Source organism: Anaerostipes amylophilus, from assembly GCF_025567365.1.
GTDB lineage: Bacteria > Bacillota > Clostridia > Lachnospirales > Lachnospiraceae > Anaerostipes > Anaerostipes amylophilus.
The window spans coordinates 361250-381569 of the sequence record NZ_JAOQJG010000002.1 but is presented as its reverse complement, the minus strand read 5'-3'; the positions used below and the strand labels follow the sequence as shown (position 1 = coordinate 381569).

Annotated in this window: 16 protein-coding genes; 2 read left to right on the top strand and 14 right to left on the bottom strand. The window is 36.4% G+C overall.

The genetic code is table 11. From position 1 onward, the window contains the following. Position 1 precedes the first annotated feature (1 nt). Together OCV53_RS04340 and melB are read right to left on the bottom strand one after the other, a co-directional pair. The gene (locus tag OCV53_RS04340) at positions 2 to 1285 is read right to left on the bottom strand and encodes a galactokinase (protein WP_055196690.1); all 1284 of its coding nucleotides are present in this window, start codon (positions 1283 to 1285) and stop codon (positions 2 to 4) included. Further along, positions 1269 to 2651: a melibiose:sodium transporter MelB gene (gene melB / locus OCV53_RS04335; protein ID WP_055196689.1), complete on the bottom strand. Its 1383-nt coding sequence runs from the start codon at positions 2649 to 2651 to the stop codon at positions 1269 to 1271. Before melB ends, OCV53_RS04340 begins: the two co-directional genes overlap by 17 nt. Positions 2652 to 2827: 176 nt before the next feature. Here melB and OCV53_RS04330 point away from each other — a divergent pair, with 176 nt between their 5' ends. Further along, positions 2828 to 3844: a LacI family DNA-binding transcriptional regulator gene (locus OCV53_RS04330; protein ID WP_055196747.1), complete on the top strand. Its 1017-nt coding sequence runs from the start codon at positions 2828 to 2830 to the stop codon at positions 3842 to 3844. Positions 3845 to 3950: 106 nt separating this feature from the next. Here the strand turns inward: OCV53_RS04330 and OCV53_RS04325 are convergent, their stop codons facing one another. From OCV53_RS04325 to OCV53_RS04270, 12 genes are all read right to left on the bottom strand, one after another. Continuing rightward, positions 3951 to 5435, bottom strand: coding sequence for an L-fucose/L-arabinose isomerase family protein (locus tag OCV53_RS04325; RefSeq protein ID WP_055196688.1), 1485 nt, complete (start codon positions 5433 to 5435; stop codon positions 3951 to 3953). Positions 5436 to 5475: 40 nt separating this feature from the next. Then, the gene (locus OCV53_RS04320; RefSeq protein WP_008391963.1) at positions 5476 to 6522 is read right to left on the bottom strand and encodes an ABC transporter permease subunit; all 1047 of its coding nucleotides are present in this window, start codon (positions 6520 to 6522) and stop codon (positions 5476 to 5478) included. Further along, on the bottom strand, positions 6522 to 7562 hold the full coding sequence (locus OCV53_RS04315; RefSeq protein WP_055196687.1) for an ABC transporter permease: 1041 nt from the start codon (positions 7560 to 7562) through the stop codon (positions 6522 to 6524). The genes OCV53_RS04320 and OCV53_RS04315 overlap by 1 nt, the downstream gene beginning before the upstream one ends. A 2-nt stretch (positions 7563 to 7564) precedes the next feature. Then, complete coding sequence (locus OCV53_RS04310) at positions 7565 to 9082, bottom strand: sugar ABC transporter ATP-binding protein (protein ID WP_009204424.1); 1518 nt, start codon at positions 9080 to 9082, stop codon at positions 7565 to 7567. A gap of 178 nt (positions 9083 to 9260) precedes the next feature. Continuing rightward, entirely contained in the window at positions 9261 to 10265 is a 1005-nt protein-coding gene (locus OCV53_RS04305) for an ABC transporter substrate-binding protein (RefSeq protein WP_009204423.1), read from the bottom strand. 187 nt (positions 10266 to 10452) lie between these two features. Continuing rightward, positions 10453 to 11919 (bottom strand): sensor histidine kinase, encoded by a 1467-nt coding sequence (locus OCV53_RS04300; RefSeq protein WP_055196686.1) that lies wholly within the window; start codon positions 11917 to 11919, stop codon positions 10453 to 10455. After that, positions 11919 to 13538 carry a response regulator gene (locus OCV53_RS04295; RefSeq protein ID WP_055196685.1) on the bottom strand — a complete coding sequence of 540 codons (1620 nt, stop codon included), beginning with the start codon at positions 13536 to 13538 and terminating at the stop codon, positions 11919 to 11921. The genes OCV53_RS04300 and OCV53_RS04295 overlap by 1 nt, the downstream gene beginning before the upstream one ends. 142 nt (positions 13539 to 13680) lie before the next feature. Continuing rightward, positions 13681 to 14697 carry an aldose epimerase family protein gene (locus OCV53_RS04290; RefSeq protein WP_055196684.1) on the bottom strand — a complete coding sequence of 339 codons (1017 nt, stop codon included), beginning with the start codon at positions 14695 to 14697 and terminating at the stop codon, positions 13681 to 13683. A 53-nt stretch (positions 14698 to 14750) separates the two neighbouring features. Continuing rightward, positions 14751 to 15443, bottom strand: coding sequence for an L-ribulose-5-phosphate 4-epimerase (locus tag OCV53_RS04285; RefSeq protein WP_022091293.1), 693 nt, complete (start codon positions 15441 to 15443; stop codon positions 14751 to 14753). Between the two features lie 14 nt (positions 15444 to 15457). Further along, positions 15458 to 17050 (bottom strand): xylulokinase, encoded by a 1593-nt coding sequence (locus OCV53_RS04280; RefSeq protein ID WP_055196683.1) that lies wholly within the window; start codon positions 17048 to 17050, stop codon positions 15458 to 15460. A gap of 17 nt (positions 17051 to 17067) precedes the next feature. Continuing rightward, entirely contained in the window at positions 17068 to 18564 is a 1497-nt protein-coding gene (gene araA / locus OCV53_RS04275; RefSeq protein ID WP_055196682.1) for an L-arabinose isomerase, read from the bottom strand. A 22-nt stretch (positions 18565 to 18586) separates the two neighbouring features. Then, positions 18587 to 19690: a GntR family transcriptional regulator gene (locus OCV53_RS04270; protein WP_055196681.1), complete on the bottom strand. Its 1104-nt coding sequence runs from the start codon at positions 19688 to 19690 to the stop codon at positions 18587 to 18589. Positions 19691 to 19901: 211 nt separating this feature from the next. Here OCV53_RS04270 and OCV53_RS04265 point away from each other — a divergent pair, with 211 nt between their 5' ends. Further along, entirely contained in the window at positions 19902 to 20252 is a 351-nt protein-coding gene (locus OCV53_RS04265) for a PTS fructose transporter subunit IIB (RefSeq protein WP_008391950.1), read from the top strand. Positions 20253 to 20320 lie beyond the last annotated feature (68 nt).

The following is a 20320-nucleotide window of genomic DNA, read 5'->3' as shown; positions in this document are numbered from 1 at the left end:
CTTATAATACCTTCATTCCTCCGTATGGGCGTACTTTTAAGACATGACATGCTCCTTCACCAAATACATGTTCCATGTTCTTTTTGTACATACTAACAATATCATTTGGTACAAATGCCTGAATCGTTCCTGCAAATCCTCCTCCATGAACTCGGCTGACTCCTTTATCTCCTAAAGAAATATCACTGATCGCCAATCCGATTGATACACTCTGATTTGTCAGGTCGTGGCTTGAATATACATTTTGTAAATATTTAAAGGATGAATCCCCAGATTCTTTGATCAATTTCTTAAATGTATCAAAATCTCCTTCTTCTAAAGCTTTTACCTGCTGATCTACACGTTTATTTTCCTCAAATAAATGCATTGCACGAAGAACTGCTCTATCTCCTAAGATTTCTCTGATCTTTGGTAGATTTAAGTAAAAATCATCTTTATCAACTTCTCTTAATGCTTCCTGATTAAAGTAATTGGCAACTTTCTTCATTTCGTATGGAATTGCTGCATAATCATCTGTTAAATCTGCATGAGATCCTTTTGTATCCACAATGCATAAGCTGTGTCCATATTCTTCAAAATCAACGTCTACTTTTTTAATTTTTGGCTTCTTTGGATCTTCAAAATCAATATTGATCAGGCCTCCAATAGAAGAAGCCATCTGATCCATCAATCCACAAGGTTTTCCAAAGTATACATTCTCTGCATACTGTCCGGCCTGTGCCAAAAATACAGGATCGATCTTCATATCGTTATATAACCCAGATAAAATATTTCCGATCAATACTTCAAATGCAGCAGAAGATGACATTCCAGCCCCATTTAATACATCACTTGTTACATAAGCTTCAAATCCACCGATTTTATATCCTTCTTCTTTTAATTTAGAAGCAACTCCCTGAATCAGTGCCTGTGATGTTCCTTTTTCTGCTTTGGCTGGGTCAAAAGAACTAAGACTTACTATGATTCTTTCATATCCTTCTGATTTCAGATCGATCACATCGTCATCTCTTTTTGCAACGATTGCGATCGCATCTAAGTTAATGGAAGTTGCCAGTACTTTTCCAAACTGATGGTCTGTATGGTTTCCTCCAACTTCACTTCTTCCTGGAGCACTATAGATTTCTACTTCTTTTTCTCCATAAATCTTTTCAAAGGATTCTAATGCTTTGATGTAGCGTTCCTGCTGATATTCAATCACTGCTTCATCTACATAGATATCTTTTAATAACTGATCATATTTTCCTTCTTTAAAAGCTTCTTCTAATTTTTTAATACTGTTCGGCATTGCGGTTTGCTCTCCTTTCTTCGATCGTCTGAATAACTTTCTTCATAAAACTGTCATCCAGATGATATGCTTTTTTATAAACTACATAGGCTACAAGCATGGACACCGCTGGAATCGCACACATTAAAAATCTGATAGAATTCAATGTCAGTGCTGACTGTACAGCGTTTGGATTTGGAATATATCCTGTACGTTCCAGTGCAAATCCAATGAAAAGTGATGTTAAAGCCGCTGTAAATTTTACGATCAATGTCTGTAAAGAGAATACAACGGATTCATTTCTTGTTCCCAGTTTGTACTCACCATAGTCAACAACATCAGATAAGAATACTGTCGCACATCCAAGTTCTAATCCTGTTCCTGTCTTTACAATCACTCCTGAAATTGCTGTTAATACAATGTTCTGTGGGCATACAAATCCAACAACTAATAATAATGCTAAACCAATAAATGGTAAAATACATGCCAGTAAAAATGATGTATGTCTTGATAATTTCTTTGCTACTTCTGGGAAGATGATCAATCCAACAACTTCTGCGATAGATGCACTAATCATAAAAGCTGATAACATGTTGGCATTTCCACATACATATGTAAAGTAGTAAACTGCAACACCCATGATAAACTGAATTCCTACATTATATAGAAGGATCAGTCCTACTGCTGACTGTAACTGGTCATTTCTCTTAATGATTGAGAATACATCTTTAAAAGAAATCTTCTCACTTGGTGCATTGTTTTCTTTTACTTTTAAGTTGCAGACTGCAACTCCGATCGTAAGAATAAATGTTCCTGCAATGATCATAGCAAAACGATGATATCCGATATATCCTCCACCTAAGGCTGCAATAATCTGAACACCGAATCCTGCGATGACTAATGACTGTCCAATACTTGCGAAAATTCTAGGTAAAACGGAAACAACTTCTCGTTCGTGTGGATCTGATGTAAGGTTTGGAATTACGGACCAGTATGGAATATCCATGATCGTATAAGTCATTCCCCATAATACATAGATCACTGCAACGAAGATGCAAAGTGAAGTTCCTGTTAATTTAAAGTCAGTAAATAATACGACAAACACAACGGAATTGACTAAAGTTCCGATCACTAGCCATGGTACGAATTTTCCAAAGCGTGATCTTGTGTTATCTACGATCATTCCCATAAACAGATCGTTAAATGCATCCCAAAGTTTTGCTACGAAGAAAACGATTCCTACAAAACCCGGTGATACTTTCAACACATCCGTAAAGTAGATCATAGCGAATGTCGCCATCATTCCATAAATTAAATCTTTTCCCAATGCTCCAAATGCAAAAGTATATTTTACTCTGCCTGGAACCTTTCCATTAGTTGTTTTCATTTTTCTTTCCTCCTGTTTTTAGTGGCTGTCTTTGATACTTGTATAGTAAAACTTTTTAGTAAAATTGTCAATATGTTTTTACTAAATTTTTTACTTTTATTTTACTAAATTTACTTTTGTGCTTTTCTCTGTTATAATGAGATAAATTAATATTTATGAGAAAGGATTTTATCTCCATGGCAACAATCAAAGACATTGCACAGAAAGCATCTGTTTCTGCTGCAACTGTATCAAGAATTTTAAACCAAGACGATACCCTGAGTGTAACCGACGAAACAAAACAGCGCGTTTTAAAGGTTGCCCAGGAATTAAATTATACAAAGCATCTAAAAAATACCGTTGAAAAATCGATTTCTATCGGTATCTTTCAATGGTATTCTGTCTTTCAGGAACTGGAAGATCCTTATTATCAGGCAATCCGTGTCGGTATTGAAAAATATTGTGCCGATCATAATATCCACGTTGTCCGTGCTTTCCAGAGCGATTGCAATTATCCTGACACACTCAAGGATCTTCAAGGTCTGATTTGTATTGGTAAATTTAATAAATCTCAGATTAAGTCTTTTCAAAAACTTAATTCCAACACTATTTTTGTTGATATGAAAACACCAAAGATTTATTGTGATACGATCAATCTTGATTTCCAACAGGCAGTTACTGAAGCACTAGATTATTTGTATGATCTTGGCCATCGAAAGATTGCTTATCTTGGCGGGAAGGAAGTTCTCGCTGATAACAGTGTATATTTTGAAGAACGTAAAGATACCTTCATCAACTTCTGCCAGGAACATTCCATTGACCATGAATCTTTTATTTATGAAGGAGATTATTCTGCTGAATCCGGATATAGCATGACAAAACAAATGATTGCTGATGGCGACCTTCCAACCGCTATTTTCTCTGCCAGTGATCCTCTTGCAATCGGTGCAATGCGTGCTTTATATGAGAATGGTTATAAAATTCCAGATGATATATCCATCATTGGTTTTGATGATATCAGCGTTGCAAGTTTTTCAAACCCTCCGCTGACAACGATTCATACACCGGCTGAATTTATGGGAGAATATGCTGCTCATTATATTTTACTTCGGACAAAAGAGGATTCTCTGAATCAGCAAACTCCGATTCGTCTGACACTTCCATGCAATCTTATTGTTCGTAACTCTTGTGCTGCTCCGCGCAAACAGTCATAATATTTAGTAATATTTTTACTTGTTTTTCTAAGCATAGAAAAAACTGCATGCGGTCAGCATGCAGTTTTTCCCAAGAAGGAGTAAAAAGTTAATAGGTAAAATTTATTTATGAAAATGGATTCTCAGTCTTATAAAGCATATTCTTTGGCTGATTAAATCCAATCTCATCGACATCAACACCAATGTATTTGAATACTTCATATAAAGTTTTTCCAAAATGACCAAAAGCAACAGCTCCATGGTGTGGGAAATTCTTTTCGATCAGTACATGGCGGTAAAATCTTCCCATTTCTGGGATAGCAAATACACCAATAGATCCAAAAGATCTTGTTGCTACTGGAAGGATTTCTCCTTGTGCAACGTACGCTCTTAATTTTGTATCTGCTGTACTTTGTAAACGGAAGAATGTAATATCTCCTGGCGCGATATCACCTTCTAATGTTCCCTGTGTCACTTCTTCCGGTAATGTTCTTGCCATGATCTTCTGATATTTCATCTCACAGAAAGATAATTTAGATTTTGCTGTGTTTCCACAATGGAATCCCATAAATGTATCTTTTTGTGTATAGTCATAGTTATCTTTAATTTCTTCATTATACATATCTGCTGGTACGGAGTTGTTGATATCTAATAATGTCACAGCATCCTGACTTACAACCGTTCCAATAAATTCGCTTAATGCACCATAGATATCTACTTCACAGGATACTGGAATTCCCTGTGCTGCCAAACGACTGTTTACATAACATGGTACAAATCCAAACTGAGTCTGGAATGCTGGCCAGCATTTTCCGGCAATTGTTACATATTTTCTGTAACCTTTATGATCCCTGATCCAGTCTTTTAATGTCAGTTCATACTGTGCAAGCTTGGAAAGAATCTCTGGTTTTTTATTTCCTGCACCCAGTTCTTCTTCCATTTCTTTTATGATCGCAGGAATTCTTTCATCCCCTTCATGCTGATTAAATGCTTCAAATAAATCTAATTCTGAGTTTTCTTCAATTTCGATTCCAAGATCATATAATGGTTTGATCGGTGCATTACATGCAAGGAAGTTCAGTGGTCTTGGTCCAAAACTTATGATCTTCAATTCACTTAATGCTTTTACTGTTCTTGCGATTGGCAAAAATTCATGGATCATATCTGCACATTCTTCTGCTGTTCCTACTGGATATTCAGGAATATATGCTTTTATATTTCTTAATTTCAGATTATAACTTGCATTTAACATTCCACAATATGCATCTCCTCTTCCATCTAAGAGGTTCTCACCACTTTCCTCAGCTGCTGCCACAAACATCTTTGGTCCATCAAAGTGTTTTGCAAGAAGTGTTTCTGAGATTTCTGGTCCAAAGTTTCCAAGATAAACAACTAATGCATCACATCCTGCTTTTTTAATATCTTCTAATGCCTGTACCATGTGAATCTCACTCTCCACGATACAGACTGGACATTCATAAATGTCCTCAGGATCATATTTTTCTTTATATGCTTTTATCAATGCTTCTCTTCTTGTAACTGATAAACTTTCTGGGAAGCAGTCACGACTGACTGCTACGATCCCGATCTTTGTTTTTGGCATATTATTCATACTGTTTTCCTCCTTTAATACATCAACCAAATATAACTATCTACTTTTCATTACCTTGTGCAAGACGCTTCTCACGAATTGATTTAAATACACTCTGTAAGATTACGAAGAAGCAAAGAAGTAATGCGATTACGATTCTTGTCCACCAAGATGATAATGTTCCCTGGAATGTAATGATCGTTTCAATGATACCCTTGATCAGTGATCCAAATAGTGATCCTACGACAGTTCCAACACCTCCTGTTAAAAGTGTTCCACCAATAACTGCTGCTGCGATCGCATCCATCTCAAATCCTCTGGCCTGCTCTACGAATCCACCACAAGAGTTTAAGCAGAAAGCAAATCCAGCTAATGATGCTAAAAATCCATTTAACACATAAACTTTTAATTTTGTAACTTTAGGATTTAATCCCATTAATAATGCAGACTGTTCATTTCCACCTACTGCAAATACGGCACGTCCAAATTTTGTGTATCGAAGGATCACAAAGGAAATCGCTACAACCAATAATGCAATGACAACACTTAGGTAGATATAAGGATGCATTGCAACTCCTCGGTTGTTGTAATATGTAATAAATCCAAAATAAATTCGATAGTTTGCAAGACTTAAAAATGTTGGATTTTCAATACTGATCATATCGGAACTGATCAATGCTGTAAGACCTCTGGCAAAGAACATTCCTCCAAGTGTTACGATGAATGGCTGTATTTTTAAATAAGCTACTAAAAATCCTTGAACCAATCCGAAGATCACACCAAATGCTAATACCAGAATAATTGCAACGACTGCGCTCATATGCTTCACTTCCATCATCCATGCAAGCATCATACAAACAACACCGATGACGGAACCGATCGAAATATCGATTCCTCCTGTGATCAGTACAAATGTCATACCAACGGCTGCAATGATCAATCCAGCATTACTAATGAACAAGTTTAAAAACACCTGTGGGCTTGTAAAGTTTCGATCTCCGTAAAGGATCGCACCTGCAATATAGAGTACGAAGAATAATACGATCGTAACTGCAAGCAAAAATCCATTTCCTCTAAGTTTATTTTTAATTTTCTCTACCATTGCCATTATGCCACCTTCTCTCCAGCAGTTTTTGCTGCACGTTTTGCTTTAATACGATTTAAGTATTTCTTAAATTCTGGAGACTGTAATGTCACGATTATGATAACCACGATTGCTTTATAAAGTGGAAGCTGATCTCCAGTTACTTTCATTGCATATAATGTTGTAGATAATGCCTGGATCGTGATCGCTCCAATAACACTTCCTGCGACTGAGAATTTACCACCTGCAAGAGAGTTTCCTCCAAGTGCTACTGCTAAGATCGCATCTAATTCCATCAAGTTTCCTACGTTATTTGCATCAATGGATGTGATTCTTGATGTTGCGATCATTCCTGCGATTCCTGCACAAAGTCCGCAGGCTGCATATGTGATAAAGATGATCTTTGTAGAATTCAGTCCAAACAAACGACTGGCTCTTGGGTTGATACCTACACTTTCAATATACAATTTTGTTGCTGTCTTATTTAAGAATAATGTTGCTAAAATGACTACAATGATCGCTACCAGAATCGGTGTTGGAACTGGAATATGTGGCAGAAATCCTCCTAAATACTTAAAGCTGTCCACTTTGACATATAAGTTATTTCCACCTGTGATCAACTGTGCCATTCCTCGTCCTGCGGTAAATAAGATCAAGGTTGCTACCATTGGCTGGATCTTCATATTCGCAACTAAGAATCCGTTCCACATACCACATAATACAGATACCACAAGCCCGATCAGGATTGCTGCGATCCAAGGAATTGCATATGTTTCTCCACTTCCAAGAAGATAAACAGATACAGCTCCTGATAATGCCATGATCGCTCCGACAGAGATATCAGTTCCTGCACTGGATGCTACACAAAGTGTCATACCAACTGCTAAGATGATCAATTCACTGGATCGGTTGAAAATATCGACCAGATATCCATATAACACACCATTTTTAATTGAGATTTCAAAAAATGATGGGGATTTTATAAGGTTAAATAATAATACAAGTGCCAGACATACAATTGGCCAGAAGAGGCGATATGTTGTCATCTTTTTTAATTTATCCATAATTATTTGTCACCTCCTGCGATTGCTTTCATTACATTTTCCTGTGATAATTCACTCTCTTCCAATTCTCCGACTTTCTCACCATCTCGTAAGATTCCCATGTGAGTCACGGTACGAAGCATTTCTTCTACTTCGGATGAAATAAATACAACAGACATTCCTTCATTTGCAAGTTTTACGACTAATTTCTGAATCTCTGTCTTTGTTCCAACATCAATACCTCTGGTTGGTTCATCAAGGATCAGGAAATCTGGTTCTGTCATCAGCCATCTTCCGAGGATTACTTTCTGCTGATTACCACCACTTAATGATTTGATCGGTGTTTCTCTGCTTGCTGTCTTAACCTGCAGCATCTTAATATACTTATCTGTCAACTCTTCCTGTTCTTTTCTGCTCATCAGTTTGAACATTCCTCGTTTTGCCTGAAGTGCCAAAATCATGTTTTCTCTTACAGAAAGATCTGCAATGATTCCTTCTACTTTACGATCTTCCGGACAATATGCCATTCCTTTATGCATTGCATCAATTGGTGCTTTGACATCTAATTTTTCTCCTTTGACATATAATTCTCCTCCATCTGGTTTATCTGCTCCATAAATCGCTCTTACAAGTTCAGAACGTCCAGATCCTAATAATCCAGATAATCCAACAACTTCTCCTTTATGGATCTTAATGTCAAATGGTTTGATCGTTCCTTTATGATAAAGACCTTTTGCTTCGATCACAACTTCGTCGCTTTGTTTCTTTGATGATGTTCCACTTCCTTTGATGTCTGCCAGATCATCAAATTCTTTTCCCATCATTGTTGCAACTAATTTAAATCTTGGAAGCTCTTCTGTCTTATATTCGCCTACAAAATGTCCATTCCTAAGTACTGTGATCCTGTCACAGACTGCATAGACCTGTTCCAAAAAGTGTGTTACGAATACGATCGCTGTTCCGCGTTTCTTTAGCATATTCATAACCTTAAATAATTTCTCAACTTCTCCTTCATCAAGACTTGATGTTGGTTCATCAAGGATCAATACTTTTGACTGAATGTCAACTGCTCTTGCGATCGCCACCATCTGCTGAATCGCTACGGAATAGTTTTCCAATTCCTGTGTGGCATCAATTTCTAATTCCAGATTATCAAGGATCTTCTGTGCCTGTGTATTCATCGTCTTCCAGTCGATCCTCCCCATTTTCATTGGTTCTCTTCCGATAAAGATATTTTCTGCTACCGTTAGATTCGGACACAGGTTTACTTCCTGATAAACGGTGCTGATTCCATTGTTTCCCGCTTCTTGAGGGGATGTGTTAATAATACTTTTTCCATCCATGATGATCTCACCTGTCTCAAATTCCTCAACTCCTGTAAGAACTTTGATCAGTGTAGATTTTCCTGCACCATTTTCTCCCATTAAGGCATGAATCTCTCCTTCTCTCAATGTAAGCTGTGCATCGGACAGTGCTTTCACTCCCGGGAATGTTTTATTAATATGTCGCATGGATAGAACTGTCTTCTTTTCATCACTCATGACAATTCTCCTTTCTTTTCATGATTTTTGAGCCGATTTTAATGAAAATGCCCTGATTTTTGGTATAAAAATTACAGGATAAGTCAGATTGTTCTGACCCAGAGCCTGCAATCTTTATTTGTAGTATGATTGTTAATAGTTACATGTGTGTACTTAAGGGGATTTTCAACAATGTTTATTAATATGCACGTTTGTTAATAACTTCTTTTGTAGTATTATCTTTTGTAAATACCTGCTCATCTACATACTGGATCTTATCTACTTTTTCACCTTTCATGATCTTCTTAGCTAATTCAGCTACACGAGGTCCATGAAGTGGGTTACATTCAAATTCAGCATTGATCTCTCCAGACTGAACTTTCTTTAATGCTGCTTTGATCGCATCGAAAGAAATGATCGTTACGTCTTTACCAGGTGTTTTTCCTGCTGCTTTTAATGCATCGATTGCTCCGAATGCCATGTTATCATTCTGTGCTACTACAACATCAATGTCTTTGTTCTGTTTTAAGAAAGATTCCATAACTTCCTGACCTTTTGCCTGTGTAAATTCTCCTGTCTGAGAAGCAATGATCTTGAAGTTTTTCTGATCTTTGATTCCTTCTTTAAATCCTTTTGTACGTCCGATTTCTGCAGAAGAACCAATCGTTCCCTGTAATACAGCGATGTTTACGTCACCTTTTTCTTTTCCCTTTTCTTTAATTAACCATTCAGCCGCTTTCACACCTTCTTTTTTGAAGTCTGATCCAACCCATGCTGTGATCAGTGAATCATCAGAAGTTTTGATCTGACGGTCAACTGTGATAACTGGAATGTCAGCTTTCTTTGCTTCTTTTAAAACTGTTTCCCAACCTGTTTCTGTTACAGGTGCGATTGCGATCACATCAACACCCTGTGTGATAAATTCTCTGACCGCTTTTGTCTGATTTTCCTGTTTCTGCTGAGCATCTGCAAATGATAATTTAAATCCGTTCTTTGCTGTTAATTCAGATTTCATAGACTTTGTATTCGCTACACGCCAATCACTCTCAGCTCCAACCTGTGAAAATCCGATGTTGATCTCTGAAGTTTCCTTCTTTGAAGAACCACTGTCTTTCTTGTTTCCTCCACCACAACCAGTAAGCATTGTTCCGATCATCATTGTTGCAAGTAAACCTGCAGCCACCTTCTTAATACTTCTTCTCATTATGATTTCCTCCTTTTTCTTTTTTAATTTTTTCGTTTTCCTTAATTACAAGTTATATTTTACTTGAAATTGTATTTCTTTCAATGCAATTTCTTTTGCATTCGGTGGATTATTTTATGAAATTTTTATCTTGTCTGTTTAAAGTTTGATTTTTTTTGATAATTGTTTGAATTTTTTTGATTTTTGATTATTTTTTCTCTGCTTGTCTAGTCTTCGGTACAACTACGATCACCTTAGTTCCAATATCTGGTTCACTTTCAAGGATCAACCCATATTCTTCTCCATAATATAATTTAATCCGCCGATTTACATTTGCAATTCCAAACCCTGTTGTCCTGTTTACCCATATATCTTCATACATTTCTTTATTGATCTGAACTACCTGCTCAGGCTGCATACCAACTCCATTATCTTCAACAATCAGGAATATATTATTTTCATCATCTACACTGGAAATCTTTATCATTCCTTTTTCTCTTTGTTTTTTCAATCCATGATATAATGCATTTTCTACTAATGGCTGTAAAGTGATCTTTACAATATCATTTTTCTTGATCTCATCTGGGACATCAATAGAATATTCCATAATATCCCCGTATCTTAATTGTTGTATCTTTAAATAATTTTCAACATGCTCTAATTCTTCCCTGATCGTTATCTTATCTTCTCCGTGACTTAAACTTGTACGGAAAAAGCCAGACAAGGCAGCTACCATTTCTACCACTTTGTCATCCTGATGATCAATGGCAAGCCACATGATCGTATCCAATGTATTATAAAGGAAATGTGGATTAATCTGCTCTTGTAGTAACTGCAGCTCTTTTTTTCGAAGATTTTGTTGTTCTACTTTTACATCTTCGATCAATCTCTCTACCTTTTGTGCCATATGTTCGAAATTATTTGTTAAGATCTGCAGCTCTTCTGTTGTATTTTGAGGTCCATGTACATCAAAATTTCCCTGCGCCACTTCCTTTGTCATCTCACATAACTGTCTGACTGGATAACTAATGCTTTGCGAAATCAATTTCGATAATTTCCATGTTATCAGAGACAAAAACAATACAGCGATCAATGTGATCGTGATCGTATGCATGATTTCTTTTTCCAGTTTTACACGCATACTCTCCATATTCCCAATCTCATAGTAAATGTATTCGGATACTTTTTCTTTAATGATCTCTGTAAATACATTCACATTTAATCTTAATCTCTGATTATTTTCCATATAATCGTTTTTTAGATCTGAATGTTCAATTTCTTCAATGGAAATCTTCAGATTATCCAACAGTTTTCCTATCTGTCTCGTTCTTAATTTACTTTCATCTGTTACAGCATTTTTATTCAGTTCCTTTACCAGCTCCTTCGCTTCCTTAATCTCCTCATATGGTTTCATCGCATCAAAACTCTCTGCACCGATAACAATACGATACATTTTATAATCCATATCTTCTGAAAATGAGAAATTAAACTTGCTAGCTACTGATACATTTTTTACCGCCTCATTATAGCTTTCATTAAAATTTATCATGATAACAAGAAGCGTGATAATCCCCACTAACGCAGGAATTATCACGACCATCCTTAACCATTTTAGTTTTTTTTCTATTGAGAACTTCCGAAATCGAGCAATAGATTCTCTCACATATTTTTTCATTACATCCTCCTTGATCTATATTCACTCGGAGTACATCCTTGCGTTTTTTTAAACAGGTAGCTAAAGTAATGTGGGTCCTTATATCCCACTTCATAGCTGATCTGTGATGCCTTCATATCTGTAAAACAAAGCATTTCTTTTGCTTTATCCATTCTGACTGATGTCAAAAATTCCACAAAAGATTTCCCTGTTTCTTGTTTAAACGTTGTACTAAAATGACTGCTGCTTAATCCAACCTGATCTGCAACATCACTCAACGATAATGTTTCTTCTTGATAATTTTTCACAATAAATTCTTTTGCCTCCGTTATCAATGAAGAATGTTTCTTCCCTAATCTTTCATTTCGCATTCTGATCGCTTGTCTGATAAGTTCTTCGATATACTCCGCTGCTTTCTCTCCTGTTGAAACTGCAGCGATCTGTTGTTTGTAATCCTTAAACGTGCGATCGATATTTGCTTTCTCAACTCCCATTTTCTCAACGAATTTCATAACACCTACCTGTATATTGATCAGCATATACTGACAAAACATAAAGGAATCCATATTAGATTTTCCTAATGTCTTAGTATAATCCTCTACAAATAAATGTACAGCTTCTTCTTTTCCATTTTTCAAAAACTCTTCCAGCGATTCTGAATTTACTTTGGTAAAATCTACTTGTTGCAGATCTTCTGCTCTTTCTATCTTTTCATTATCTAATTTATCAAAAAACACCGCTTCATTCCCAGAAGACTGATACTGGTATGCAAAAGCCTTGCTTGCACTGTCGTAAGATTCCGAAAGGTTATGTAATCGTTCCACTGCATGTCCAATCCCTGCAAACCATTGTAGTTCTTTCTCTTTTTTCATACGCTTTGTCAATGATGCAACATAATCTTTTGCCACTTGTATGGTTTCCTCTTTATTCTGTGCCTTGATCATTAAAATATAGCCCTCTGTTACACGGTGAAAAACAATCATATTTTCAAACTGGCTACTTACTTCTTCTACGATCGCATCTTCTTTGGTACGAAGATCATATACTGCCTCTGTATCATTCTCATTCTTTGAAAATATTTTAAATAACATAAAATTGTATGCCGGTGCCATAAGATCTATTCCAAGTTCATTCCCTTGTTCCATTAATTTAGATACAGATATCTTTCCACGAATCAGATTCCCGAAAAATTGATATCTCATATTTTTCATTTGTGTTTTTATATTTTTTTGTATTTTTTTTATATCTTCTTCCTGTCTTTTTTTCTTATCAAGCTTTTGTTTTACTTTATTTAGTGCTTCTAATAACTGCTCACCAGTTACTGGTTTGGTCAGATAATCTGTTACACCGATCTTGATCGCTTCTTTTGCATAGTCAAACTCCCCATATCCAGAAAGTATGATGATCTGTATTTTGGGCATTTTTTTCTTTAAGATATCACTTAATTCAAGTCCATCCATAAATGGCATCTTGATATCTGTGATCACGATATCTGGATGTAGTTTTTCGATCATTGGAAGAGCCATCTCACCATCTGGTGCTTCTCCCGCAAATTCAAAACCATTTTCTTCCCATTTTACGTTATTCTTTATACTCTTACGAATGATCTTTTCATCTTCTACTAAAAATACTTTGATCATATTACCTTCCTCTTTTCTAAAATATTATTATACTCTCTTATAGAATTATATTCCAGAAATAAACAAGAATATATCCATACAAATAAAAAGGGGAAGGGGATATTGTATGGATATGATTCTTATTTTTTAATTTCAATCTATATTATTCTGTTTCAAATCGGTATGTTGTCACTGCTTCATACTCTTCGTCTTTTCTTAAGATAACTCTTGGCTTTTTCTCTATATTCATAGAATTAGGCAAGAATTGTGGTTCTAATGCAACACCATCTCTGTTCTCATATGGTTTTCCAAATTTACCATCACTTCCTCCTGCCAGAAAGTTTCCTGCATATAACTGCATGCATGGAAGTGTTGTTGTGATCGTTAATTTTCGTCCACTTTCTTTATCATATAAGACTGCCTGATCTTTCTCATCCTTTAACATAAAACAATGATCATAGCCTCCAACAAATTTCAACTGTTCATCATCATCATGAATCCGTTCTCCAATCTCATGAAAACTTTTAAAATCAAATGGTGTATTCTCTACATCCAAAAACTCACCTGTTGGAAGGCCATTCTCATCTGCACATGCAATCTGATCTGATTTGATCATCAATTGATGATCATAGATCTTACTGTCTTTTGCTGAAAGATTAAAATAGGAATGATTGGCTATATTGATCAGTGTGTCTTGATCTGACATTGCTTCATATTCCATCTTTAATTCATTTCCAGATAGACGATATACTATCTTTAAATAAAGACTTCCTGGAAATCCTTCTTCCATATCTGGAGAAAGATAGATAAAACGGATTCCATCTTCTAAAATCTCATAGTTAAAAATCTTCTGATTAAATCCATTTATACCACCATGAAGCGTATTCGGTCCGGAATTTACTGCAAGTTTATAGGTCTTTCCATTCAACTGAAACTCTCCATTTGCAATTCTGTTTGCAACACGTCCGATGATGCATCCTAAAAATTTATCATCTTTATGACAATCTTCCACATCTTGATATCCAAGAACGACATCTCCATAATTTCCATCTCTGTCTTTTGTGAACACAGATAAAATATGACAACCAAGGTTACTCGTGATCACTTTTATCTCATCATTTTGTAATTCAAATAAGCAGACTCCATTTTGTCTTTTTTCGATCATTTTTACTTTCATCATTTTACAACACTTTCTTTTAAATTTTATCTGATATCTTTATTGATCCATTTTCATTATTTGCCTTGGCCATAGTAAGCATTTGCCCCATGTTTTCTGAAGAAATGTTTATCCTGCAGATATTGTGGTGCTGGCTTTGCTTCTGGATTTAAATGCTCGCAACGGTATGCCATCTTTGCGACTTCTTCTAAGACAACGGCATTATGAACTGCCTCGGCTGCATCAGCTCCCCATGTAAATGGTCCATGATTTGTACAAAGCACTCCTGGAACATAAACTGGATTCTTATCTTTAAATGTCTCAATGATCACCAATCCTGTATTCTTCTCATAGGCTTCTTCAATTTCTTCTTTTGTGAGGCTTCTTGCACATGGAATTTCTCCATAGAAGTAATCTGCATGTGTTGTTCCATAGCATGGAATGCTTCTCCCTGCCTGTGCCCATGATGTTGCCCATGGGGAATGTGTATGTACAATTCCTCCTAAATCTTTGAATGCTTTATATAATTCAATATGCGTTGGTGTATCAGAAGATGGATTTAAATCTCCTTCCACTCTGTTTCCATCAAGATCCATGACAACCATATCTTCCGGAGAAAGTTTATCATAATCCACACCACTTGGTTTAATAACAAATAAACCACTTTCTCTATCAATTCCACTGACATTTCCCCATGTATATGTGATCAGACCTCTTTTAGGAAGTTCCATATTTGCTTCATAGACTTCTTTTTTTAATTGCTCTAACATCTTTCGTCTCCTTTTTACATGACATCAATTGCAACTCGTTCAAGTACAAGACCTTTTTGATATTGTTTGATAAATTCATCAAAGCCTTCCACATCTTTTTCATCTGGAGCGATCGTTGTACCTTCTTCCCCTGCAAATACTTTGTCAGAAAGATAGGTATCAAGCGTCTCATCTTCTGCTTTATCCAGCATATAGGCTGCAAGGATCGCCATTCCCCATGCACCACCTTCTCCAGCTGTTTTCATAACTGATACTGGTGCATTCACAGCTGCTGCCATGATCTTTTGTCCAACACCTTCTGTTTTGAATAATCCACCATGTCCCAGCATTTTATCAACTTTGACATCTTCTTCTTTCATCAAGATATCAAGCCCCGTCTTCAAAGCTCCAAGTGCTGTGTATAGATGAACTCTCATAAAGTTTGCAAGATTAAAATTACTATCTGGTTTTCTTACAAATAATGGCCTTCCTTCTTCAAATCCTGTGATATGTTCTCCTGAAAAATAGTTGTATGCAAGTAATCCACCACAATCCTTGTCACCTTCTAATGCTTTATTGTAAAGAGTTCCATAAAGCTGATCCATATCTACATCTTCCACACCAAAGTTCTGTGCAAATTCTTTAAATAAGTTGACCCATGCATTCAGATCTGATGTACAGTTATTACAATGTACCATACCCACAAGATCACCTGATGGCGTTGTGACAAGATCAATCTCATCATAAACTTTCTTTAATTCTTTCTCTAAAACGATCATTGCAAAAACACTTGTTCCTGCAGATACATTTCCTGTTTTTCTTGTCACGCTGTTTGTCGCAACCATTCCAGTTCCTGCATCTCCTTCTGGAGGACATAAAGGAATTCCAGCTTCCAGATTACCAGATGGATCTAATAATTTTGCTCCTTCTTCACTTAAGATACCCGCTTTATCTCCAGCTATTAAAACTTTTGGTAAGATATTTTCTAATTTCCATCCAAATTTTTTATCTTTGATCAGGTTGTCAAATGTCTTGATCATCGTCTGGTTATAATCTTTTGTTTCGATATCGATTGGGAACATTCCAGACGCTTCTCCAACACCGAGCACCTTTTCACCTGTTAATTTCCAATGGACATATCCTGCCAGTGTTGTCAGATAATCAATATCTTTTACATGTTCTTCTTCTTTTAAAATTGCCTGATACAGATGTGCGATACTCCATCTTTGAGGAATGTGATAAGAAAATGCTTCCGTTAATTTCTCAGAAGCTTCTTCTGTCATTGTATTTCTCCATGTTCGGAATGGCACTAACAATTCTCCATCTTTATTAAATGCCATATATCCATGCATCATCGCACTAAATCCGATACTTCCAACCTTAGTTAGTGTAATATCATATTTTTCTTTCACGTCATTTACCAAGTTTTGGTAACTGTCTTGTAGTCCACTCCAGATGTCTTCTAATGTATAAGTCCATATATTATTCTCCAGACGATTTTCCCAGTCATGGCTTCCGGATGCGATCGGATGATGATCTTTGTCGATCAGTACAACTTTAATCCTTGTTGATCCAAATTCGATTCCCAATGCTGTTTTTCCATCTGCGATCATTTGCTTTGTTTCCATGGTACTACCTCCATTTTCTAACGATAAACTACTTCATTCCATCTTAATTCATTCTTTAATATTCTGATATCTGTATTCTCATCAATGACAACACTCTCAATTCCCATAGCCTCTGCCCATGCAACCATCTGATCTACACTAAGATCATAAGAAAATGCTGTATGATGTGCTCCACCAGCTAAGATCCATGCCTCTGCTCCTTTATAAAGATCTGGTTTTGGTGTCCAGAATGCCGTCGCTACTGGAAGCTCTGGCATTGGTTTTTCTGTCTTTTTACAATCCACTTTATTAATGATCAGACGGAAACGATGTCCAAGATCGATCAAAGAAGTGGCTATTCCTTCTCCTTCTTTTGCTGTAAATACAAGTCTTGCAGGATCTTCACGATCTCCCATAGATAATGGATTTACTTTGATAGAAACAGGACCATCTGCGATCGTTGGGCATACTTCTAACATATGAGCCTCTAAGATACCTTCTTTTCCAGGAACAAAGTTGTATGTATAATCTTCCATAAAGGATGTTCCTTTTGCATCTTTCTTTCCTGCTGTCATAACTTTCATCAGTCGTACCATTGCTGCTGTCTTCCAGTCACCTTCTGCACCAAATCCATAACCTTTTTCCATTAATCTCTGAATCGCAAGTCCTGGAAGCTGTTTTAATCCACCAAGATCGCCAAAGTGTGTAACAACTGCCTGATAATCATGGTCTTTTAAGAATTTTTCCAGTCCGATCTCGATTCCTGCCTGTACCTCTACATGTTTCTTAAATTCGATTGGATCTCTGCCCTCTAATAAAAGATTGTATTTTTCATAATATAACTGTGTCAGTGCATCAATATCACCTTTGCTGACTGCATTTACATAATCTACAACTTCGTTGACTGGATATGCATCAATTTCCCATCCGAATTTGATCTGTGCTTCAACTTTGTCACCCTCTGTAACTGCAACATTTCTCATATTATCTGCGATTCTTACCACGCGGATATTCTTGCTTTCTACCATTCCGACTGCACTTCTCATCCAAGATGCGATTTTTTCTTTCACTTCTTTTGATTCATAATATCCAACAACAACTTCTCTTGGGATTCCCATTCTTGTTACGATATGTCCAAATTCCCTGTCACCATGTGCTGACTGGTTTTCATTCATAAAATCCATATCAATCGTGTCATATGGGATTTCTTCATTAAACTGTGTGTGAAGATGTAATAATGGTTTCTTAAATGCCTGTAATCCTGCGATCCATGATTTTGCTGGGGAGAATGTGTGCATCCATGTGATGACACCGGCACATTCTTCATCTGCATTTGCTTCTTCAAATGTTCTTCTGATCGAAGTACTATCAATTAATGTTGGTTTCCATACAACTTCAAATGGTAAGATACCACTTTCATTGAAATTCTGCACAATGATCTGTGCATGTTTTGCCACATGGCTTAAACATTCATCTCCATATAAATCCTGTGATCCTGTTGCAAACCAAAATTTGTAATTTTTTTTAAGTTCCATTTTTTGCCTCCCAGTTTTATATCTATTCTTGATTCCTATTTTTACATGAGTTTCCGATCACCAATTTCGGTTCGATCAAATACTCTGTTTTCATGTCTTTGTCTGATCCACCTTGTATCTTTTCTAGCAACAACTGTCCTGCCATCTCGCCAAGTTTTTCCTGTGGATGAGCAATAGTCGTTAAAGAAAGTGGATGCTGATGTGCAAGCATTGAATTATCATATCCTGTGATCGACAAGTCTTCTGGAATTGAAACACCGATCTGATGCAATCCTCCAATGATTGAAAATGCGATCTGGTCATTGTAACAGACAACTGCATCCATCTTTCTTTGATCCTTTATCATCTGAACAACCGATGTTACTGGTTTCAACTGACGATCTTCTGTATGAAACCAGACAACCATATCTGGATCATATTGATATCCTGCTTCCTGAAGTGCCATCACATAACCTTTATGTCGTTCTCTTCCTTGATGATCATCTGCTTTAAAAACTCCTACGATATGTTGATGTCCCATATCGATCAGATATTTTGTAAGCAGATAACCTCCTTTACAGTCGTCCATAAGAATGTGGGGTTTGTCTTTCATCTCCTCATAGACTCCGTGAATAAAAATGTAGGGAATTTCATATTTATCAAGATTCTCATAAAGTTTTGGATGTCTGCATACAATCTCACTTTTACTTGGCTCAATGATCAAGCCATCAATATCTTTTGTAAGAATATCTTCAAGACATGCTGTCTCTCCTCGTCTGCTATTTTCTGTTGTCTTAAAAATAATGCTGTATCCATCTTTGGAAAGGACACTGTTGATTCCCTGGATCAATCTAGGGAATATATAATCAGAAATATAGGTTGTAACCACTGCAATGTTCTTTGATTCCTTTTTATGAAGTGCCCGTTCTGTACAAAACGTTCCCTTTCCATGAACTGCAATGATATAACCTTCTTCTTCCAGAATTGACAGCGCCTTACGTACGGTATGGCGGCTAAGATCATATTCCTGTACTAGTTGATTCTCTGACGGCATCTTATCTCCCGGTTGATAGACACCAGATAAAATATCATTCTTCAGTGATTCCTTTAATGTGTGATATTTCATTTCTCCTTTGTTCTTTCCCATGTTTGACATCCTCCTTCCTTATGGTTCTCATTTTAAAACTTGTACGGTCCTCTTTACAAGTTGTTGTTTATGGTCAATATTAACAATATTTTCACTTTATTTCTATGCACTTTTAACAAAAACTATTTTTTCTATCATTCTACTTTTCCTTTTCTACTATCTCATGCTATACTGACTATCAAGAAGGAGTAACATACGATTGGAGGATTTCATGAAAATTTTGTGTGTAACAAAATGCCCGACTGGAATGGTTCAAACCTATGTTGCGGCAGAGAAACTAGAACAGGCAGGTAAGAAACTTGGCGTTGACCTTTCTGTGGAAACACAGGGAGCTATGGGAATTCAAAATCAGTTTTCCCCTGAACAGATCGATGAAGCTGATTATATTGTGATCGCTGCTGATGTTGCGATCGACGAAGCTTCCCGCTTCGGTAATAAAAAGCTTTATGTCACATCTTTAGAAGATGCCATTGTTCATCCTGAGCAGATTTTAGAATCTCTGACAACCAAGTCATATTCTTATCAGGATGCAGCTGTATCGAATAAGAAGATTCTTGGCTAGAAAAAAACCATCACATTTATGATCTTAATGGTCACTAATGTGGTGGTTTTTTTCAAATATATATGATG